The organism is Olsenella uli, from assembly GCF_901212655.1.
Lineage (GTDB): Bacteria > Actinomycetota > Coriobacteriia > Coriobacteriales > Atopobiaceae > Parolsenella > Parolsenella uli_A.
Map to the genome: position 1 here is coordinate 68,568 of NZ_CAAKON010000021.1, position 17,467 is coordinate 86,034.

The following is a 17,467-nucleotide window of genomic DNA, read 5'->3' on the forward strand; positions in this document are numbered from 1 at the left end:
CGCCGACCCGGCCGAATCCGGGCGCGGCGCGCTACGCGCGCACCGTCGTGCCCGTCTTGCCCTCGATGCCGTCACGCGCCTTCTCCAGCAGCGTGATGAGCGCCGAACGCCCGGGCTTGCTCTCCGCGAACTTTGCGCAGGCCAGCACCTTGGGCTCCATGGAGCCCTTGCCAAACTCGCCCGCCGCGGCAAGCTCGCGGGCACGTCCGGGCGTGAGGGAGTCCAGCCATTGCTCGTCGGGCTTGCCAAAGCGAATGGCCACCTTCTCCACTGCCGTGAGAATCACAAGGTAGTCCGCGTCGAGCGACTCGGCGAGCAGCTCGGCCGCGAAGTCCTTGTCGATGACGGCCGCCGCGCCCTTGAGGTGGTGGTTGCCGGCGGGCTCCACGGGAATGCCGCCGCCGCCACAGGCAATCACGACATGCTCGGCGCGCACGAGCGACTCGATCGTGTCGAGCTCCACGATGCGCTGGGGCAGCGGGCTCGCCACCACGCGGCGATAGCCCTTGGCCTCGTCGTGCATGAAGTCGTAGTCACGTTCCTCGTGCAGCTTGTCGGCCTCCTCCTTGGTCATGAAGGAGCCAATGGGCTTCGTGGGCACCTTGAACGCCGGGTCTGCCGGGTCAACCTCCACCTGCGTGAGCACGGTGGCCACGCCCTTCCTGATGCCGCGGCGCTCCATCTCCTCGCGCAGGGCGTTCTGCAGGTCATAGCCGATGTAGCCCTGGCTCATGGCGCCGCAGACGGAGAGCGGGCACGGGATGTACTTCTCTGGGTCGGAGCGGGTGAGCTCGGTCATGGCGTTGGCAATCATGCCCACCTGGGGGCCGTTGCCGTGCACGACGATGACCTCGTTGCCCCGCTGGATGAGGTCCACGATGGCGCGGGAGGTTACCTGGACGGCCTGCATCTGCTCGGGCAGGTCCTTGCCGAGCGCGTTGCCGCCGAGGGCAACGACGATACGCTTGGACATACGTTGGCTCCATTCGGGTTGCGGGGCCTGCCGGCGAGCCGGTGGTACATCCGCTTACGCTTGTTGGCCCTAACGAGGGCCGGCCCCACGCGGGGGCCGGCTTGGGGGCGCGACGGGGCGCCTGGAGAGGGCGGCTCCTCGCGCGGCGCCGCGATGGGATGCGATCTAGAACTGGTTCCAGCGAGGCGTGGCGGCGTCCTCGAGGACCTTGAGGGCCTTGGCGGGGTCGGCAACCTTCTGCAGGAAGATCATCGCGGCGATGGCGTACGGCTTGTAGCTGGCCTCCTTGTACATGCCCACGCGGTGCATGTCGAAGACGTCGGCCTCCACCTCGCCATGCTCGCAGGAGACGCCGGAGATGTCGGCGGGCAGCGGGTGCATGAAGATGGTGTCCTGGCCGTTGGCCGTCTTGGCCATGAGGTCGGTCGTGGAGACCCAGTCCTTGTGGGTGGCGTTCTGGGCGAGCAGCTCCTGCTCGAGCGCCGCGATGCCGGCGTCGTCGCCCTCGGCGTAGAGGTTGGTGCGCTTCTCCATGGCGGCGTAGGGAGCCCAGCTCTTGGGAATCACGATGTCGGCGCCCTCGAAGGCCTCGGCCATGGTGTTGACCTGCTTGAAGGTGCAGCCGTTCTCGGCGGCCTGGGCCTTGGCATAGTCCACGCGCTCCCGCATGAGGTCATAACCCTCGGGGTGGGCGAGCGTAACGTTCATGCCAAAGCGCGGCAGCAGCGAGATGAGCGACTGCGGGCAGGAGAGAGGCTTGCCGTAGCTCGGCGAGTAGGCCCAGGTCACGGCCACGTTCTTGCCGCGCAAGTTCTCGAGGCCGCCAAACTCCTCGATGAGGTAGAGCAGATCGGCGGAAGACTGCGTGGGGTGGTCGGAGTCGGACTGCAGCGAGATCAGCGTGGGACGGTGGTCAAGCACGCCGTCCTCGTAGGCCTGCTGCACAGACTCGGAGACCTCCTCCATGTAGGCGTCGCCCTTGCCAATGTACATGTCGTCGCGGATGCCGATGACGTCAGCCATGAACGAGATCATCGTTGCCGTCTCGCGCACCGTCTCGCCGTGAGCGATCTGGGACTTCTTCTCGTCGAGGTCCTGGAGCTCGAGGCCCAACAGGTTCGTGGCCTTGGAGAAGGAGAAGCGGGTGCGCGTGGAGTTGTCGCGGAACAGCGACACGGCGAGGCCGGAGTCGAAGATCTTGGAGGAGATGTTGCGCTCGCGGAGGTTGCGGAGCGCCCCTGCCACGGCATAGAGGGCACGCAGCTCGTCGGTGCTCTTGTCCCAGGTGTGCAGGAAGTCGTTGCCGTAAAGGCCAGAGAAGTCGAGGCCCTCAAGCTGGTCGAGGTACTTCTGGATATCGCTCATGTGTGAATCCTCTCCAGGTAAGCGGCCCAGCCTCCCCGAGGAGGGTCGCGATGAACCGTGGTTGGGCGTGCCCCGACATTTGGGCACATCCCAGCGCTCATAGTGGGCGGCGCGGCACCCATGGCCGCCGCGCCGCCCGCAAGCTCGGGCTACTTGATGTCGTTATCCGTGAGGCCGGCGCGGAACTCGCAGGCGTCGTCCGTGGCGGCGGAGCCGTCGTAGAGGTTGAGGGCAGCGGTGTAGAGGGCGGCGCAGGTCACGAGGTCGTTCTTGTAGGTGATCTCGTTGGGCGCGTGTGCCTGGCTCTCGGCACCCGGGCCAAAACCGACGCACGGGATGCCGTAGCGACCCTGGATGGACACGCAGTTGGTGGAGAACGTCCACTTGTCAATCAGCGGACGGTGACGCTTGTCCATGCTGGCCTCGCAGCCGATGCGCTCGTCGCCAAACAGTGCCTTGTGAGCGTCGACGAGGGCCTTGACGTGCGGCGCGCTCTCCTTGTTGATCCACGTGGGGAAGTAGGACTCGGTCTCGTAGACCTCGCCCGTCCAGCTGGGACGGTCGTACATGTACATGGAGACCTTGACGTCGTCGCCGTACTTCTTGACGGCCGGCAGGTTGCGCACCTCGTCCAGGCAGCTCTCCCAGGTCTCGCCGGCGGTCATGCGGCGGTCGATGGAGATGGCGCAGGAGTCGGCGACGGCGCAGCGGCTCGGGCTCGTGAAGTAGACCTGGGAGACGGTGCAGGTGCCGCGGCCGAGGAAGCGGGCGTCCTCGTAGTGGTCGGGGTTGTACTCGGGCTCGAGCATCTTGGCCAGGCCCTTGATGGCCGTGGACTCGGTGCAGCCGTTGTTGTTGAGGGCGCGCACGTCGGCGATGATGTCGGCCATCTTGTAGATGGCGTTGTCGCCGCGCTCGGGAGCGGAGCCGTGGCAGGAGACGCCGTGAACGTCGACGCGAATCTCCATGCGGCCGCGGTGACCGCGGTAGATGCCACCGTCGGTGGGCTCGGTGGAGATGGCGAAGGCGATCTTCTCGCGCGCCGCCTCGGGGCCGCCGAAGTCCTTGTTGACGATGTACTGCCAGCACATGCCGTCGCAGTCCTCCTCCTGGACGGAGCCCACGACCATGATCTTGTAGCCCTCGGGGATGAGGTCCAGGTCCTTCATCATCTTGGCGGCGTAGACGGCGGAGCAGACGCCACCCTCCTGGTCGGAGCCACCGCGGCCGTAGATGAGGTCCTCGGTCTCATAGCCCTCGTAGGGGTCGGCCTCCCAGTTGTCGCGGTTGCCGATGCCCACGGTGTCGATGTGGCCGTCGAGGACGATGATCTTGTCGCCGTCGCCCACATATCCGATGATGTTGCCCAGGCCGTCGACCTTGACCTCGTCAAAGCCCAGCTTCTCCATCTCGGCCTTGATGCAAGCCACGACCTCGCCCTCCTCGCAGGACTCGGACGGGTGCGAGATCATGGCGCGCAGAAACGCGGTCATGTCCTTGCGGTAGCCCTCGGCGGTGTCCTTGATGAGCTGGTAGTTCAGTTCCATAGCCATGGACGTGCCCTTTCTTTCGATGGCCTTGTACACGGGTTTACGAAGCGGTGGGACGCGGCTTTCCCACCCTCAGGCAGTCCTGAGCTCGCTCAGAGGTGACGTTGAGTCACCTCTGGCTCGCGCGGAATCTCGGGTGGGAAGGCCGCGTCCCACCTACGAAAGCGCCTATCCATCGACAGAAAGGTAGGCACGAAGCTCCGGAGCTGGGACTGTGGCAGCCCCGGAGCTGGATGATTTTGCCTACTCGGCCCAGGCGCCGCCCCAGACGACCTGCTTGTAGCGGTCGGGGTCGGTGTCGCCCTCGGTGGAGAACAGAAGGACGTGGGAGTTCTTGTCAAGGCCAAGCTGCTCGCGGAACTCCGCGTAGACGGGCTCGGTCATGATGCTGGAGATGACGCCCATGCCCACCGCGCCGGACTCGCCGGAGGTGACCGCCGGGTCACCCTTGACAGGCGCGGCGAGCATGCGCATGCCCTTGGCGGAGACCCAGTCCGGGCAGCTCGCGAAGGCGTCGGCGTGGTTGCGCAGGATGTCCCAGCCGATGGTGTTGGGCTCGCCGCAGGCGAGGCCCGCCATGATGGTCTGGAGGTCGCCGCCCACGATGCGGGGTGCGCCATCCGCGGCCATGGCACCCTGGTAGAGGCAGTCGGCCGCAGAGGCCTCCATGATCACGAACTTGGGCGGGCACGTGGGGAACAGGTTGGCGAAGTAGCCCACCATGGCGCTCGCGAGCGAGCCCACGCCAGCCTGGACGAAGACGTGCGTGGGGCGCGTGACCTCGAGGGCGCGCAGCTGCTCGGCGGCCTCCGCGGCCATGGTGCCGTAGCCCTGCATAATCCAGCTCGGAATCTTCTCGTAGCCGTCCCAGGCGGTGTCCTGCACCACGACGCCGTGCTCGGTCTCGGCGGCCTCGGCGGCGGCCATGCGCACGCAGTCGTCGTAGTTGACGTCCTCGATGGTGACCTTCGCGCCCTCCTTGGCGATGTTGTCGAAGCGCGTCTGCGTGGAGCCCTTGGGCATGTGAACGACGGCCTTCTGGTGCAGCTTGTTGGCGGCCCAGGCAACGCCGCGGCCATGATTGCCGTCGGTGGCGGTGAAGAACGTGGCCTGGCCAAAGTCGGCGCGGAACTGCTCGCTCGTGAGGTAGTCGTACGTCATCTCGGAGACGTCCTTGCCCATCTCCTCGGCGATGTAGCGGGCCATGGCGAAGGAGCCGCCAAGCACCTTGAAGGCGTTGAGGCCAAAGCGGTAGCTCTCATCCTTGACGTAGAGGCCGCCCAGGCCCAGGAGCTTGGCCATGCCGTCGAGCTTGGCGAGCGGGGTCACCGTGTACTGGGGAAAGCCCCTGTGGAAGGCCTGGGCCTTCGCGATGTTGTCGAGGCTCATGACGGAAAGGTTCGCGTCATCACTCTTCGGCATCCTGTTAGCGACCCACTCGATCTTCTCGCTCACGTTCACGACCTCCTTGGTTCGAGGGCTCCGGGCCGAGCACCCGCGGCTCCCAACTTACGTTCCAGCCGGCTCTCAGCATGACACGTTTGCCATTTCCGTTCCGTTAAAACTTACTTTATGTTCGATAGCCAAACAAAAAGTTTGTTATCCCATTTGTACCGCAGTAGCCGGTAGGTTGCAAGAAAGAAGTCCGGGCACTTCGCAACCCGCCGCGAGCGTTGCATAATCGCCCGCGAGCGGCAGGCGAAACAGCGCCTGCAAAGCCAGCTTCACGATCGCCTCAAGATCTCGTCAACCGCGCTCCCCGCACGGGTGTAAGCCCCCAGCCACCACGTGTCTCACATGGGTCCTGACTCGCAAGCAGGCGGCGCGCGCACAGGCGGCGGACGCACGAAAAACGGCCCCTTGTCACAGATAGCGGCAAGGGGCCGCACGGGGGCTCGGTGGGTGCTACGGCCCGTATCGCCTTGTACCTGACCCTCTTTGTGGGCAGATCCTCTTCGTGGGCGGGCTCCCCTCATGAACGAGCCCTCTCTAGGCCCGCTTCTCCCTGTCGCCTACTCCGCGGGCTCGGCGTTCTCCTCGGGGACGATGATGTTGAGCAGGAACACCACGATGAACGAGACCACCAGCGAGCTGCCGAAGATGTTCTGCGCAAGCTGCGGCAGGAACTGCAGGATCTCGGGCACGGCGCCGATGCCCACGCCAAGGGCGAGCGAGATGCCGATGATCATCTTGTTGCGGTAGTTGAGCGGCTGCTCGCACAGCAGCTGGATGCCCGAGAGCGTGATGGCCGCGAACACCGTGACGGTGGCGCCGCCAAGCACCGGCTGCGGGATGGTGGCCATGAGGGTGCTGAACTTGGGGCAGATGCCGGCCACGAGCATCACGGCCGCCACCATGGCGAACACACGCTTGGCAACCACCTTGGTGGTGCAGATGAGGCCTACGTTTTGGCTGTACGGGTCGGTGGGCAGGCCACCGATGCAGGCGCCGATCATGCCGCAGATGCTCTGTCCCTTGATGGCGCCGCCGAGCTCCTTGTCGGTTGCGTCGCGCCCAAAGCCGCCCATGGCGGTGGAGGACACGTCACCGATGGTCTGCACGGCCTGGACCACGTACATCAATATCATGAGCGCGATGGCGTCGGGATGGAACTCGAGCCCGAAGTGGAACGGGATGGGCACGGAGACCCATGCCGCGCTGGCCACGTTGCCAAAGTCGATGACGTCACCCATGAGCAGGGCCAGGGCATAGCCCACGATGATGCCGATGATCATGCCCGAGACCTTGATGTAGCCCTTGCCAAACAGGCTGCAGGCAAGCGTCACGCCAAGCGTCACGAGGGCGAGGATCCAGAACTGGGGCGAGCCAAACGTGCCGGCCGCCTTGGCAGCCGAGCCGCCGCCCATATAGTTGATCGCCGTCTGGTAGAGCGACAGGCCGATGGACAGTACCACCGTTCCACTGACGATGGGCGGGAAGAACTTCCTGATCTTCTCCATGAACATGCCCAGGAAGATCGAGGCGAAACCCGCCACCAGTTGCGAGCCAAAGATAGCCGCGATGCCGTACTGGGTGCCGATCATGGTGAGGATGGGCATGTAGGCAAACGCGACACCCATGACGCTGGGCAGACCCATGCCGAAGCCAACCACCGGGAAAAGCTGGAGCAGCGTGGTGATGCCACCGATGATCATCGCCGCCTGGATGAGCATCGTCTCGTCGGCCGTCGACAGGTTGAGCGACGCCGCGATGAGCATGGGCGGGGTGATGTTGCCCACGAGCATCGCCAGCACGTGCTGCATGGCCTGCGGGAAGGCCATGCCGAACGAGGGCTTGCCGTTGAGCTTGTACAGCTCGGCCTGACCACCCGTCATCTCGCTTGTAGTAGCCAAAGCACTCTCCTCTCACGTTCCTCCAAACGCACCGCGGGGGTCCACGCCCCCAGGCACGCGCAAGGGGCCGGCACCGCTCGCCTGTCCCCTATTCCTTACTAACAGTTTGATTGCCAAACTACCTGTAAGCCACTCACCGTCGCGCTGCGGTATTAAACGGACGGCGAGCGGGGCACATCGCGGAGTCGCCAGACGCAGGGAAAAGAGCTGCCACTCGCTACGGCCGGTAGAACGTGTCGCGCATCGGGAGGGTGGAACGCAGCCTGCCGTCGAGGGCGTGGTAGGCGTTCTGGCAGGCGGGCGCCGTGGGGATGGTGGCAATCTCGCCGATGCCCTTGCCGCCGTAGGCCACGGGCAGAAGCTCGTCCTTCTCCACGTAGATGGCATGGATGTCCGGAATCTCCGTGGCGCGGAAGAGCCCCAGCGTCCCGTACTTGGCCTGGGGCACGCAGTCCTTGAGCGGCCACGTCTCACGAAGCGCGTATCCCATGCCCATGAGCACGCCGCCCTCGATCTGCCCCTGGATGGCGATGGGGTTGATCACCTTGCCGGAATCGTGCGCGGCGTAGACGTCCGTCACGCGGCCGCCGTCGTCGAGCACCACCACGTGGGTGGCGAATCCGTAGCAGATGTGGCTCTTGGGGTTGGGCACGTCGGCACCCAGCTTGTCGGTGCGCTCGAGGTACTCATAGGAGAACTCGCAGCCCTCGAGCGCATCGAGCGCCGAGTCCGGGTCCTTGGCATAGAGACCTTCGCCGGCCGTGAGGTGCGAGCCCCAGCCCCCGTAGGGGGTGCCGTCGGCATAGATGGACGTTATGCCGTCGCCGCTCGCCACCACGGGGTCGCCCGGGGCGGGCTCCCCCGCCTCCACGCGCAGCATCGCGTCACGCAGCAAAAACGCCGCACCGCGCACGGCCTCGCCCGTCACGACGGTCTGGCGCGAGCCCGAGGTGGTGCCGGAGTCTGGGGCGCTCTCCGTGGAGCACTCGCCGTTGCCGATGCGTGCGGCACCCAGGCCGCATGCCTCGGCCACGTCCTGGAGGAAGACCGTGTTGCACCCCTGGCCGATGTCTGAGGTTGCGGCGTAGACCACGGCGCGCCCGCGCTCCACGCGGATGGTGCAACGGCCGGCGTCGGGCAGGCCCACGCCCACGCCGGCGTTCTTCATCGAGCATGCGATGCCCGCGTGCCCGGGGTTGGCGTAGTAGACGTCGCGCACGGCCTCGAGCGTCTCCTTGAGCGCGGTGGAGCAGTCCGCGATTTGGCCGTTCGGCAGCGTGCCGCCCGGCTCGATGGCGTTGCGGTAGCGAATCTCCCACGAATCCAGGCCCACCTTCTCGGCCAAGAGGTCGATGAGGCTCTCCAGCGCAAACTCGCTCTGGCACACGCCAAAGCCGCGGAAGGCGCCGGCAGGCGGGTTGTTGGTGTAGTAGCCAAAGCCGCGGATGTCATGATTCTGGTACCTGTAGGGGCCCACGGCGTGCGTGCAGGCGCGCTCCAGCACGGGTCCGCAGAGGCTCGCGTAGGCGCCCGTGTCGAAGTTGATCTCGCAGTCAAGACCAGTGAAGATGCCGTCCTCGTCGCAGCCGAGGGTGAAGGTGCCCTGCATGGCGTGGCGCTTGGGGTGGAAGGCAAGCGACTCGGCGCGGGTCATTCGGGCCTTCACGGGCACCTTGAACCTCCAGGCAGCGAGCGCCGCCAGGTGCTGCACGCTCACGTCCTCCTTGCCGCCGAAGCCGCCTCCCACAAGCATGGTCTCAACCACCACGCGCTCGGGGGTCTTGGACCACCCAAACATGGAGAGGCACTCCTTGCGCGTGTCGTAGGCACCCTGGTCCGTGGACCAGATCTTGACGCCGTCCTTGTAGGGCGCCGCCACCGCGCACTCCGGCTCAAGGAACGCGTGCTCGGTGAAGGGCGTCTCGAAGCTCTCCGTCACCGTGTAGGCCGAGGCCGCGAGTGCCGCCTTGGCGTCGCCTCGCGTGACGTGGCGGCTCTGGCAGACGTTGTTCTTGAGCTGCACCGTGTTGCCAAAGGCCACGTAGGGCTCGGGATGCACGAGTGGCGCGTCCGCACGGCGGGCCTCCTCGATGGAGCGCACCGGCTCAAGCCGCTCGTAGCCAATCTTCACGAGCTTCTTGGCCTTCTCGAGGACCTCGGGCGTCTCAGCCACCACGAGGCAGATGGCGTCTCCCACGCAGCGGGTGACGTCGCCCACCGCGATGAACACGTCCCAGTCCTGCAGGAGGTGCCCCACCTTGTTGACGGGCACGTCGTCTGCCGTGAGCACGCCCAGCACGCCGGGCAGGGCCAGCGCACGCGAGGCGTCGATGGAGAGCACGCGGGCCCGCGGGTACCTGGAGCGGATGGCGCTCGCGTACGTGAGCCCGGGGAAGTCGGTCTCGTCAAGGTCGTCCGGATACTTGCCAAAGCCAAGGACCTTCCTGCGCACGTCCACGCGGAAGGCGCGCTTCCCCACGCCGTAATCGTCGCCGCGCTCGAGCGCCGGGTCAATCTCGGCCTCGCCGCGCAGAATCTTGGCGGCGAGCAGAATGCCCTCGATGATCTTCTTGTAGCCGGTGCAGCGGCACACGTTGCCGCTGATGGCGCGCTTGACGTCGTCCTCGGAGGGGTTGGGGGTGGCGCGGATGCAGGCCGCGCCGCTGATCACCATGCCGGGGATGCAGAAGCCGCACTGCACGGCGCCCACCGCGCCAAAGGCGTAGACGAAGGCCTCCCGCTCCTCGTAGGTGAGACCCTCCACCGTGGTGACCTCGTGGCCGCTCGCGAGCTTCGTGGTGAGGACGCACGCGCGCACGGCGCGCCCGTCCACGATCACCATGCAGGCCCCGCACGCCCCCTCTGAGCAGCCGTCCTTGGCGGAGTGAATACCCAGGTCGTCACGCAGGAAGCGCAGCAGCGGCTTGTTCTCCAGAACCGTGTGCTCGCGCCCGTTCACGAGGAAGGTGTAGGTCTCGCGGGCCTCGGCCCGCTTGGCGCGCCGTATCTCTGCCAGGGCCTCCGCACGGGCCTCCCTGCGGGCCTTCGCAGGCGTGTTGAGTGCGCTCACGCGCACGTCGATCTTTGCCATGTCGTCCCCCTACTTATCCGCGAACAGGCCAAAGGCGTCGGAGATGGCGCCGCGCGGGCACTTCGTGGCGCACATGCCGCACGCCACGCACGCGCCGTAGTCGATGGACGCGTGACGGTTGACGAGGCATAAGGCATCGGCCGGGCACAACCTCACGCAGATGCCGCAGGCAATGCAGCTGAGCGTGCACTTCTCGCGCGAGACCTTGGGGACGGACGTGTTGGCGCAGCGCACCCTGATCGGGCGGCTGGGGTCGACCATCTCGATGATGCCCTTGGGGCACTTGCGCATGCAGGCGGTGCAGCCGCGGCAGCGGTCGCGCTCCACGAAGGCCACGCCGCGCTCGTTGATGGCGATGGCCTGGAACTTGCAGGCCTCCACGCACACGCCGCAGCCGATGCAGCCCTGGCCGCAGACGGTGCCGCCCTCGTGCGCGGGGCTCCCCCCGCCGCAGCGCACGAACGCCACGGGACGGGGGCCCTTGGGGCGCCGGGCGCCCCTGTTGATGGCAGCCATGGCCTACCTCGAAATCAGGTAGCCATAGGAGTCGCGCACGGCCAGGATGGTCAGGCGCACCTCCTCGGGCAGGCCGCAGGACGCGTCCTCGACGTTGTAGGTGGCCACGCCCGAGGCGAGGCGCACGCGCGCCGTGCCGTCCGCAAGCGGCAGCCAGCCGCGGTTCTCGGAGTTGTCCATGTCCTCGGCGCTCCAGAAGAGCGTGAGCTTGTCCTTGTAAGGGCGGCCCTCCCACGGGCAGAACACGGCGCAGTTGCCGCACTCGTTGCACATGCCGTCCACGTGGACCACCTGGTGCTGCGCGAGCCCCGGCACCTCGATGGCCACGTTGGCGCGGTTGGGGCACACGTCGCAGCAGGCCTCGCAGACGCGCGCGCAGCCCAGGCAGCGGGAGTTGGCGCAAGGGCTCTCGGCGCAGGCGAGGGTACCCTTGCGCTCGTAGCAGCCCTCCACGGTTGCCGCGGCGTTGGCGGCCGCATAGGCGTCGAAGCTGGCGCCCACCATGGCCATCGCCACCTGCTGGGCGTCGGCGATGGCCTCCACGAAGGTGGCCGGTCCGCGACGGCAGTCGCCCGCAGCCCAGACGCCGTCCACGCCGGTGGCACAACCGGCGGGGCGACCCTTGCGGTCGAGCTCCACGCCGGCGCTCGCGTACACGCCGTCCTCGATGTGCTCGCCCACAGCGCAGATCACGGCCGTGGCGGGCACCTGAACCGTCTCGCCGGTAGGAACGGGAGAGCGGCGGCCAGAGTCGTCCGGCTCGCCAAGCGCCATGCGCTCGCAGGTGAGCGCGCCGTCTGCCACGCCCTTGGGGGCCAGCAGCTCGCAGAACTCCACGCCATCCTCGAGGGCCTCCCGCAGCTCCTCCTCGTCTGCCGGCATGTAGCGCTTGGTGCGGCGGTAGACGATGCGCACGTTCTCGACGCCCGGCAGGCGCTTGGCCACGCGCGCGGCGTCCATGGCAGTGTTGCCCGCGCCCACGATCACGATGTCCGTGCCAAGCGCGGAGAGGTCCTCGCCGGCCTTGGCGGCGGTGAGGAACTCGAGCACGTCGTGTTCCCTGCCATACTCCAGGCCCACGTGGCCGGGCGCCCAGGCACCCACGCACACCACGACGTCCGTAAAGCCCTCGGCCTTGAGCTCCTCGACGCTCGCGACCTCGCGACCGAGCTGGACCTTGGCACCAAAGGCGAGGCAAAGCGCCACGTCGGCATCGATGTCCGCCGCGGGGATGCGGAACTCCGGAATCACGAGGCGCGCCACGCCGCCCAGGGTGTCGGCACGTTCGATGATGGTGACCTCCGCGCCGGCACGTGTGAGGAAGAAGGCGGTGGCGAGGCCGGCCGGGCCTCCGCCCACCACGGCCACGCGCTTGCCGTGCGCGCCAGGCACGGGTGCCGCCGGCGAGGCCCTGAGCTCGGCGAGCACCGTCTCGAAGCCGCCATGTGCGGCCACGAGCTTGCTCTCGCGGATCTTGGCGCCCCCGGGCTCGTAGAAGGCGCGCTCGCACTTGGAGCCGCAGGGGTGCGGGCAGAGGTTGCCGGTGATGTGCGGCAGGGCGTTGCGCGAGAGCACGATGCGCAGGGCCTCGTCCAGGTCTCCCCCGTCAACGGCGTGCAGGTAGGCAGGGATGTCTTGCTTGATAGGGCAGCCGCCGCGGCACGGGGCCGTGAAGCAGCTGGTGAGCGGCAGGGGCTCGGAGAGCTTGTGGGGCTTCGCCGGCTTGATCGGCTTCTTGTAGAGCTCGCTCGTGGCAACCGCGTCGTCCAGCGCGGCCACGGCGGCCACGTCCACGCTGTCCTTGCGCGTTACGCCCTCCAGGATGTGGGCGATCTGGCTGAAGCGCTCGTAGCCGCCGGGCTTCAGCACCGTGGTGGCCATGGTGATGGGCCAGATGCCAGCTTCGTAGAGGCCGCGGATGTTGCGGGCGTCGGCGCCGCCGGAGTAGGAGATGCGAAGCTTGCCCGCAAACTGCTCGGAGATGCGGCGCGCCAGGTGGATGGTGAGCGCATAGAGCGAGCGCCCGCTCATGTACATCTCTTCGCTCGGCAGTTCGCCTGCCGTCACGTCCACCGGGAAGGTATTCGTGAGCTTCACGCCAAAGGCCAGGCCCAGCTCGCCGGTGAGCTTCATGAGACGCTCGAACATGGGTACGGCGTCAGCCCACTGGAGGTCCTCCACGAAGTGCCTGTCGTCGAAGGCGATGTAGTCAAAGCCCAGGCCGTCGAGGCGCGTGCGCGCGTAGTCGTAGCCCAGCAGCGTGGGGTTGCACTTGATGTAGGTGTTGAGGTGCTTCTCGCGGATGAGGTAGGTGGCGATGCGCTCAATCTCGTCGGGCGGGCAGCCGTGGAGGGTGGATTCGGTGACGCTCGTGGACACATGCGGCGACACGGACCCCACGAAGGCTTCGTCCACATGCTCGAAGCGCCCCAGGTTGGCAAGCGCCCAGGAGCGGCACTCGGCCCAGATGGCCGTCGCACTCGCGTCCTTCATGCCCTCGATGTAGGCGTCCACCTTAGGGCTCTTGATGCCCTCGAGGTCATAGCCAACGCTCATGTTGAAGACGAAGCCGTCCGCCGCGCCCAGGCCAAACTCGCGCGAGAGCAGCTTGCAGGCCCACCAGGCCTTGATGTACTCGTCCATGGCGTCCGGCACGGTGAGCTCGGTGGACCACTCGCAGTTGTAGCACTCGTCCTCAGCCACGATGCAGGGCTTGGCGACGCAGCGGGAGAGCTCCTCGCCGTCCATCACCTGCACGGTCTTGAGCTCAAAGAAGCGCGAGCCGGCTACGTAGGAGGCCACGATGTTCTGGGCGAGCTGGGAGTTGGGGCCGGCGGCCGGGCCAAAGGGCGTCTCGATGCGCTCCGAGAAAATCGGGTCGGCGCCGCCCTCGTGCCTCACGACCTTGCGGACGCCAAAGATGCTGCCGTGGGTCTCGTGCTCGGCAAAGATCCAGTCCATGAGCTGTGCGAACGGGATCGGCCTCATGATGTCGCTCATAGCGAGCTCCTCTCCTGTGCCGCCGAGACCGCGCGGCGGCACGCGAATGGATGCCACGCTCCCCTGGCGTGGGGCAGCCCCGCGGAGGCCGCCATCCCGGGCTCCCCAGCCCGGGCCTCTATGTAAAGCGGTGCGAGCCAGAAGGCGCACGCACGAACACAACACCCTCCCGCCCCAGGCCATGGGGCCCAGCGGGAGCGCGCCAGCGCCCTCCGCCCCTGGCCCTGGACCTGGCAAGAGGGCTCCTCGGTGCCTAGTAGGTACGCTTGTTCAGCCGGCCCCAGAGCTTCTTGGCCTCTTCGAGGGTCCAGGCGTTGACGCGCTCCTCGTCAAAGGCCACGAACTCGCGGTCCTTGTACAGGACGCGGCCGTTCACGATGGTGGTGCGGCAGTTCTTGCCCATCATCCCGAAGAGCATGTGGCCGTCCACGTTCTCGCCAGAGAACGGGGTGAAGGCCGGGTAGTCCATCACGATGACGTCGGCGGCGGCACCCGAGCGCAGCACGCCGATCTGGCGGCCAAAGTACTTGGTGGCCATGGCGGCGTTGTTGCGGAAGAGCATCTGCATGGCCTCACCCCAGCCAACGTTGGGCATGGCGGCGTTGTGGCGCTGGATGCAGATGAAGGCCTTGAGACTCTCGAGCATGTCGTGCGTGTAGGCGTCGGTGCCCATGCACACGTCGATGCCGCGGCGGAAGAACTCAAGCACGGGCGCGCACCCCACGGCGTTGCCCATGTTGGACTCGGGATTGTTGACGAGGTGGGTGCCCGTCTCGCGCACAATCTCCATCTCCGCCGGCGTCACATGGATGCAGTGGCCGAGCATCGTGTCGGGACCCAAAAGGCCGTGCTGCAGCAGGCGTTCCACGGGCGTGATGCCGCCACGCCTCTCGCGGGAGTCCCAGACGTCGTTCATGCCCTCGCAGACATGGATGTGGAAGCCGGTGAGGCCGTCGTTGGCCTCGGCCATCTTGTCCATCGTCTCGTCGGAGAGGGTGAAGGTGGCGTGCCCGCCAAACATGGCGGCCACCATGTGGTTGTCGCCACTGGCGCGAGCCTCGGCCGCCCAGCGGGCAAACTCGGCATTCTCGGCGATGGCCTGGTCGCACTTCTCCTGGCCGTCGCGGTCGCTCGTCTCGTAGCAGAGGCAGGCGCGAATGCCGCACTCCTCGGCCACGTCCTTGATGGCAAAGAGGCTGCCGGGAACCTCGCAGAAGCTCGCGTGGTGATCGAAGATGGTGGTCACGCCGTCTCGCAGGCTGTCGAGGATCGTGGCGTAGGCGCTCGCGCGGTCCCCGTCAAGCGTGAGGTTGCGGTCAATCTTCCACCACTGCTGCTCGAGGTTCTCCAGGAAGTTGTGGGGGTTGCAGCCCTCGATGGCAAGCCCGCGGGCAAGTCCGGAGTAGATGTGGGTGTGGCAGTTCACGAGGCCCGGCATGATGACGCCTCCGTGGGCGTCCACGTACTCGGCTCCCGGGTGCGCCGCCTTGAGCTCGGCCTCGTCGCCCACGGCGCAGATGCTGTCGCCGTCGATGGCCACGGCGCCACGCTCCAGGTAGGGCGCCTCGTCGTCTCGGGTGATGATGCGTCCGTTCCCAACAATGAGCATGATGCTCCCTTCTTCGTCGCAGGCGGGGTTTAACACCTCGACGTGGCCGTTGCGCGACGCGGCGCTGGCCGGCTGCCGCACGTGCGCCCACGAGGCGGCAACGCTCCTGCGACCCTGGGCCTGACGCGTGATGCGGGCACCTCCCCCGCAGCGTGAGAGCCGTGGCACCCACGCAACTCGCGCCCCGAGGCAGCGCTCGCGCGCAGCCTCAGGCAGTGATACTAATCATTATTCAGACAACCAGACAAAAAGTTTGCCAGCTCGATACAAATACGGGCGAACGGTCGAAACTACTATGCGAACGGGACGCAACAAGCCTGTCGCACGCCCGAAACATGGCGCCCGACCTCGGATTTCGTTATAGTCTCGAAAGCGATACGAAACATGCGCGACACAGTGCGTGCCGCAAGGCGCACAATGGACGCCGAGCGACGCACGCCACCACGCGCGGCGCACGGACGCCGGGCATGGCCAAATGCGCCGCGTGGCACTCCGGATGGCCGGGGGCGGGAGCGTCACGCGACGGCACAGAGGGACGGGAGAGACAGATGGCCGAGAACACGATGATCGACGCCAGCGAGGCGCGCAGGCTCACCGAGGCCGCAGACCCCAACCGCGAGTATGCCGAGGCCGACACCCTCGCCCAGAGCGCCCTGTCGTGGGCGCTCAGGAACGCCGAGGGCCGCACCGACACCCGCGTGCGCACCTATGCCCAGCACGGTCACACGCACCTCTCCCTCAAATTCGCCCCCGGCTCGGGCGACGGCCGAGGCAACGGCAACTCCTTCTACAACGACCTGCTCGGCAACAGCAACGTGGCCGTGGCCGACGCCATCTGCGACATCATCTACGGGCGCGACCAGCAGCTCATCTCGCCGCTGCAGTCGAAGCGCCTGCTCAACACCTACAGCACGCGCCTCGCCAGGTTCGTCAGGACGCTTGGCCGGCTGGGCTACGAGGTCACCACCGGCAGCGAGCAATACGGCAACGCCAACCTCGATGACAGCACCATCATCGTGAGCTGGTAACCCCAGCCGCGAACCAGCGAACCGGCGGAGACGGGGTCAAATGGACCACCTGATCCCTACGGGAACGGGACCCAACGGCCCAACGAGCGGCCCTGCGGGGACGGGGCCATCCGAGGTCTCCTGCCTCCATATCCAAGCCCCGTCCCACGTCACGCGCCCACTCGCCCGCTACAACGTGGCCTTGATGGCAGAGATCTCGTCGTCGGAGACCAGCGAGCCATCCTTGATTTGCTCGGCATAGTCGGTGATCTTGGCCTGGACGTCGGCCGGCACCTTGTCGGAGAACTTGCCGAGGTAGACGCCACCGTTACCCATGTTGGCCTCGATCACCTTGCCGCCGCCGAAGGAGCCCGACTCCACCTCGTCCATCGCGGTACCAAACATCCAGTCGGTGACCGTCGAGGTGATGACGCAAGGGTTGTCATCACCCACGATGTCGATGGGCTGGGCGATGTCGAAGTGCGTGTCGGCGCTGGCAGCCTCGAGTGCCTGGCGGGCACCGTTGTCGACGGCCGAGGCGTCGCCCCACATCACATCGACGTCATTCGTATTGATCCACTGCTCGGTGAGCTTGGAGCCGAAGGAGGCGTCGGTGAAGCCCGCCTCGAAGTTGTAGTGGCCCTCCGTGCCCCGGCGCACCTTCTGGGCCGCCGCGAGGTAGGCGGCGTACTTGGTGAGCGTCGTGGGGAGCCGCATGCCACCGATGAAGCCGATGTGGCCGCTCGCGGTCATGAGACCCGCGGCGATGCCGGCGAGCGCACCGGTCTGCGCGAGGTTGACCTGCACCGTCTCGAGGTTGTCGAGGGTCTCGTAGTCGGCGAGGTCGGTGTCGGGATCGGTGTTGGTCATGAGGAACTTGACGTTGGGATTGGCGTCGGCCGCCTCGGTCACCACGTCGCCCCAGGCCGAGACGAACTCGTTGCCCGCGGCGATGATGAGGTTCACGCCCAAATCGACGTAGGACTGCGCCGCGGTGGCCGCG

The 17,467-nt window shown here is 66.8% G+C and carries 11 protein-coding genes; 1 reads left to right on the forward strand and 10 read right to left on the reverse strand.

Annotation, left to right across the window (positions count from 1 at the left end; genetic code table 11):
• Positions 1–31 precede the first annotated feature (31 nt).
• The 9 genes from arcC to ssnA all read right to left on the reverse strand — a co-directional run bounded on the left by arcC (position 32) and on the right by ssnA (position 15,457).
• A complete protein-coding gene (gene arcC, locus EFAMC2_RS04020; RefSeq protein ID WP_154027348.1) occupies positions 32–973 on the reverse strand; it encodes a carbamate kinase in 942 nt (313 codons plus the stop codon).
• Positions 974–1,138: 165 nt separating this feature from the next.
• Entirely contained in the window at positions 1,139–2,338 is a 1,200-nt protein-coding gene (ygeW, locus tag EFAMC2_RS04025) for a knotted carbamoyltransferase YgeW (RefSeq protein WP_154027350.1), read from the reverse strand.
• Positions 2,339–2,487: 149 nt separating this feature from the next.
• Complete coding sequence (locus EFAMC2_RS04030; RefSeq protein WP_154027352.1) at positions 2,488–3,891, reverse strand: YgeY family selenium metabolism-linked hydrolase; 1,404 nt, start codon at positions 3,889–3,891, stop codon at positions 2,488–2,490.
• A 240-nt stretch (positions 3,892–4,131) separates the two neighbouring features.
• A complete protein-coding gene (gene dpaL / locus EFAMC2_RS04035; RefSeq protein WP_154027354.1) occupies positions 4,132–5,343 on the reverse strand; it encodes a diaminopropionate ammonia-lyase in 1,212 nt (403 codons plus the stop codon).
• Between the two features lie 557 nt (positions 5,344–5,900).
• A complete protein-coding gene (locus EFAMC2_RS04040; protein WP_261980050.1) occupies positions 5,901–7,241 on the reverse strand; it encodes a uracil-xanthine permease family protein in 1,341 nt (446 codons plus the stop codon).
• Positions 7,242–7,458: 217 nt separating this feature from the next.
• Positions 7,459–10,332: a selenium-dependent xanthine dehydrogenase gene (xdh, locus tag EFAMC2_RS04045; protein ID WP_154027356.1), complete on the reverse strand. Its 2,874-nt coding sequence runs from the start codon at positions 10,330–10,332 to the stop codon at positions 7,459–7,461.
• A 9-nt stretch (positions 10,333–10,341) separates the two neighbouring features.
• The gene (locus EFAMC2_RS04050) at positions 10,342–10,848 is read right to left on the reverse strand and encodes a 4Fe-4S binding protein (RefSeq protein ID WP_154027358.1); all 507 of its coding nucleotides are present in this window, start codon (positions 10,846–10,848) and stop codon (positions 10,342–10,344) included.
• A gap of 3 nt (positions 10,849–10,851) precedes the next feature.
• On the reverse strand, positions 10,852–13,848 hold the full coding sequence (gene ygfK, locus EFAMC2_RS04055; RefSeq protein WP_154027360.1) for a putative selenate reductase subunit YgfK: 2,997 nt from the start codon (positions 13,846–13,848) through the stop codon (positions 10,852–10,854).
• A gap of 253 nt (positions 13,849–14,101) precedes the next feature.
• Positions 14,102–15,457, reverse strand: coding sequence for a putative aminohydrolase SsnA (gene ssnA, locus EFAMC2_RS04060; protein WP_154027362.1), 1,356 nt, complete (start codon positions 15,455–15,457; stop codon positions 14,102–14,104).
• A gap of 548 nt (positions 15,458–16,005) precedes the next feature.
• On the opposite strand from ssnA, the gene EFAMC2_RS04065 reads away from it, so the two are divergent.
• On the forward strand, positions 16,006–16,485 hold the full coding sequence (locus EFAMC2_RS04065) for a hypothetical protein (RefSeq protein WP_261980054.1): 480 nt from the start codon (positions 16,006–16,008) through the stop codon (positions 16,483–16,485).
• A 168-nt stretch (positions 16,486–16,653) separates the two neighbouring features.
• Here the strand turns inward: EFAMC2_RS04065 and EFAMC2_RS04070 are convergent, their stop codons facing one another.
• Complete coding sequence (locus EFAMC2_RS04070) at positions 16,654–17,430, reverse strand: BMP family protein (protein ID WP_261980055.1); 777 nt, start codon at positions 17,428–17,430, stop codon at positions 16,654–16,656.
• Positions 17,431–17,467 lie beyond the last annotated feature (37 nt).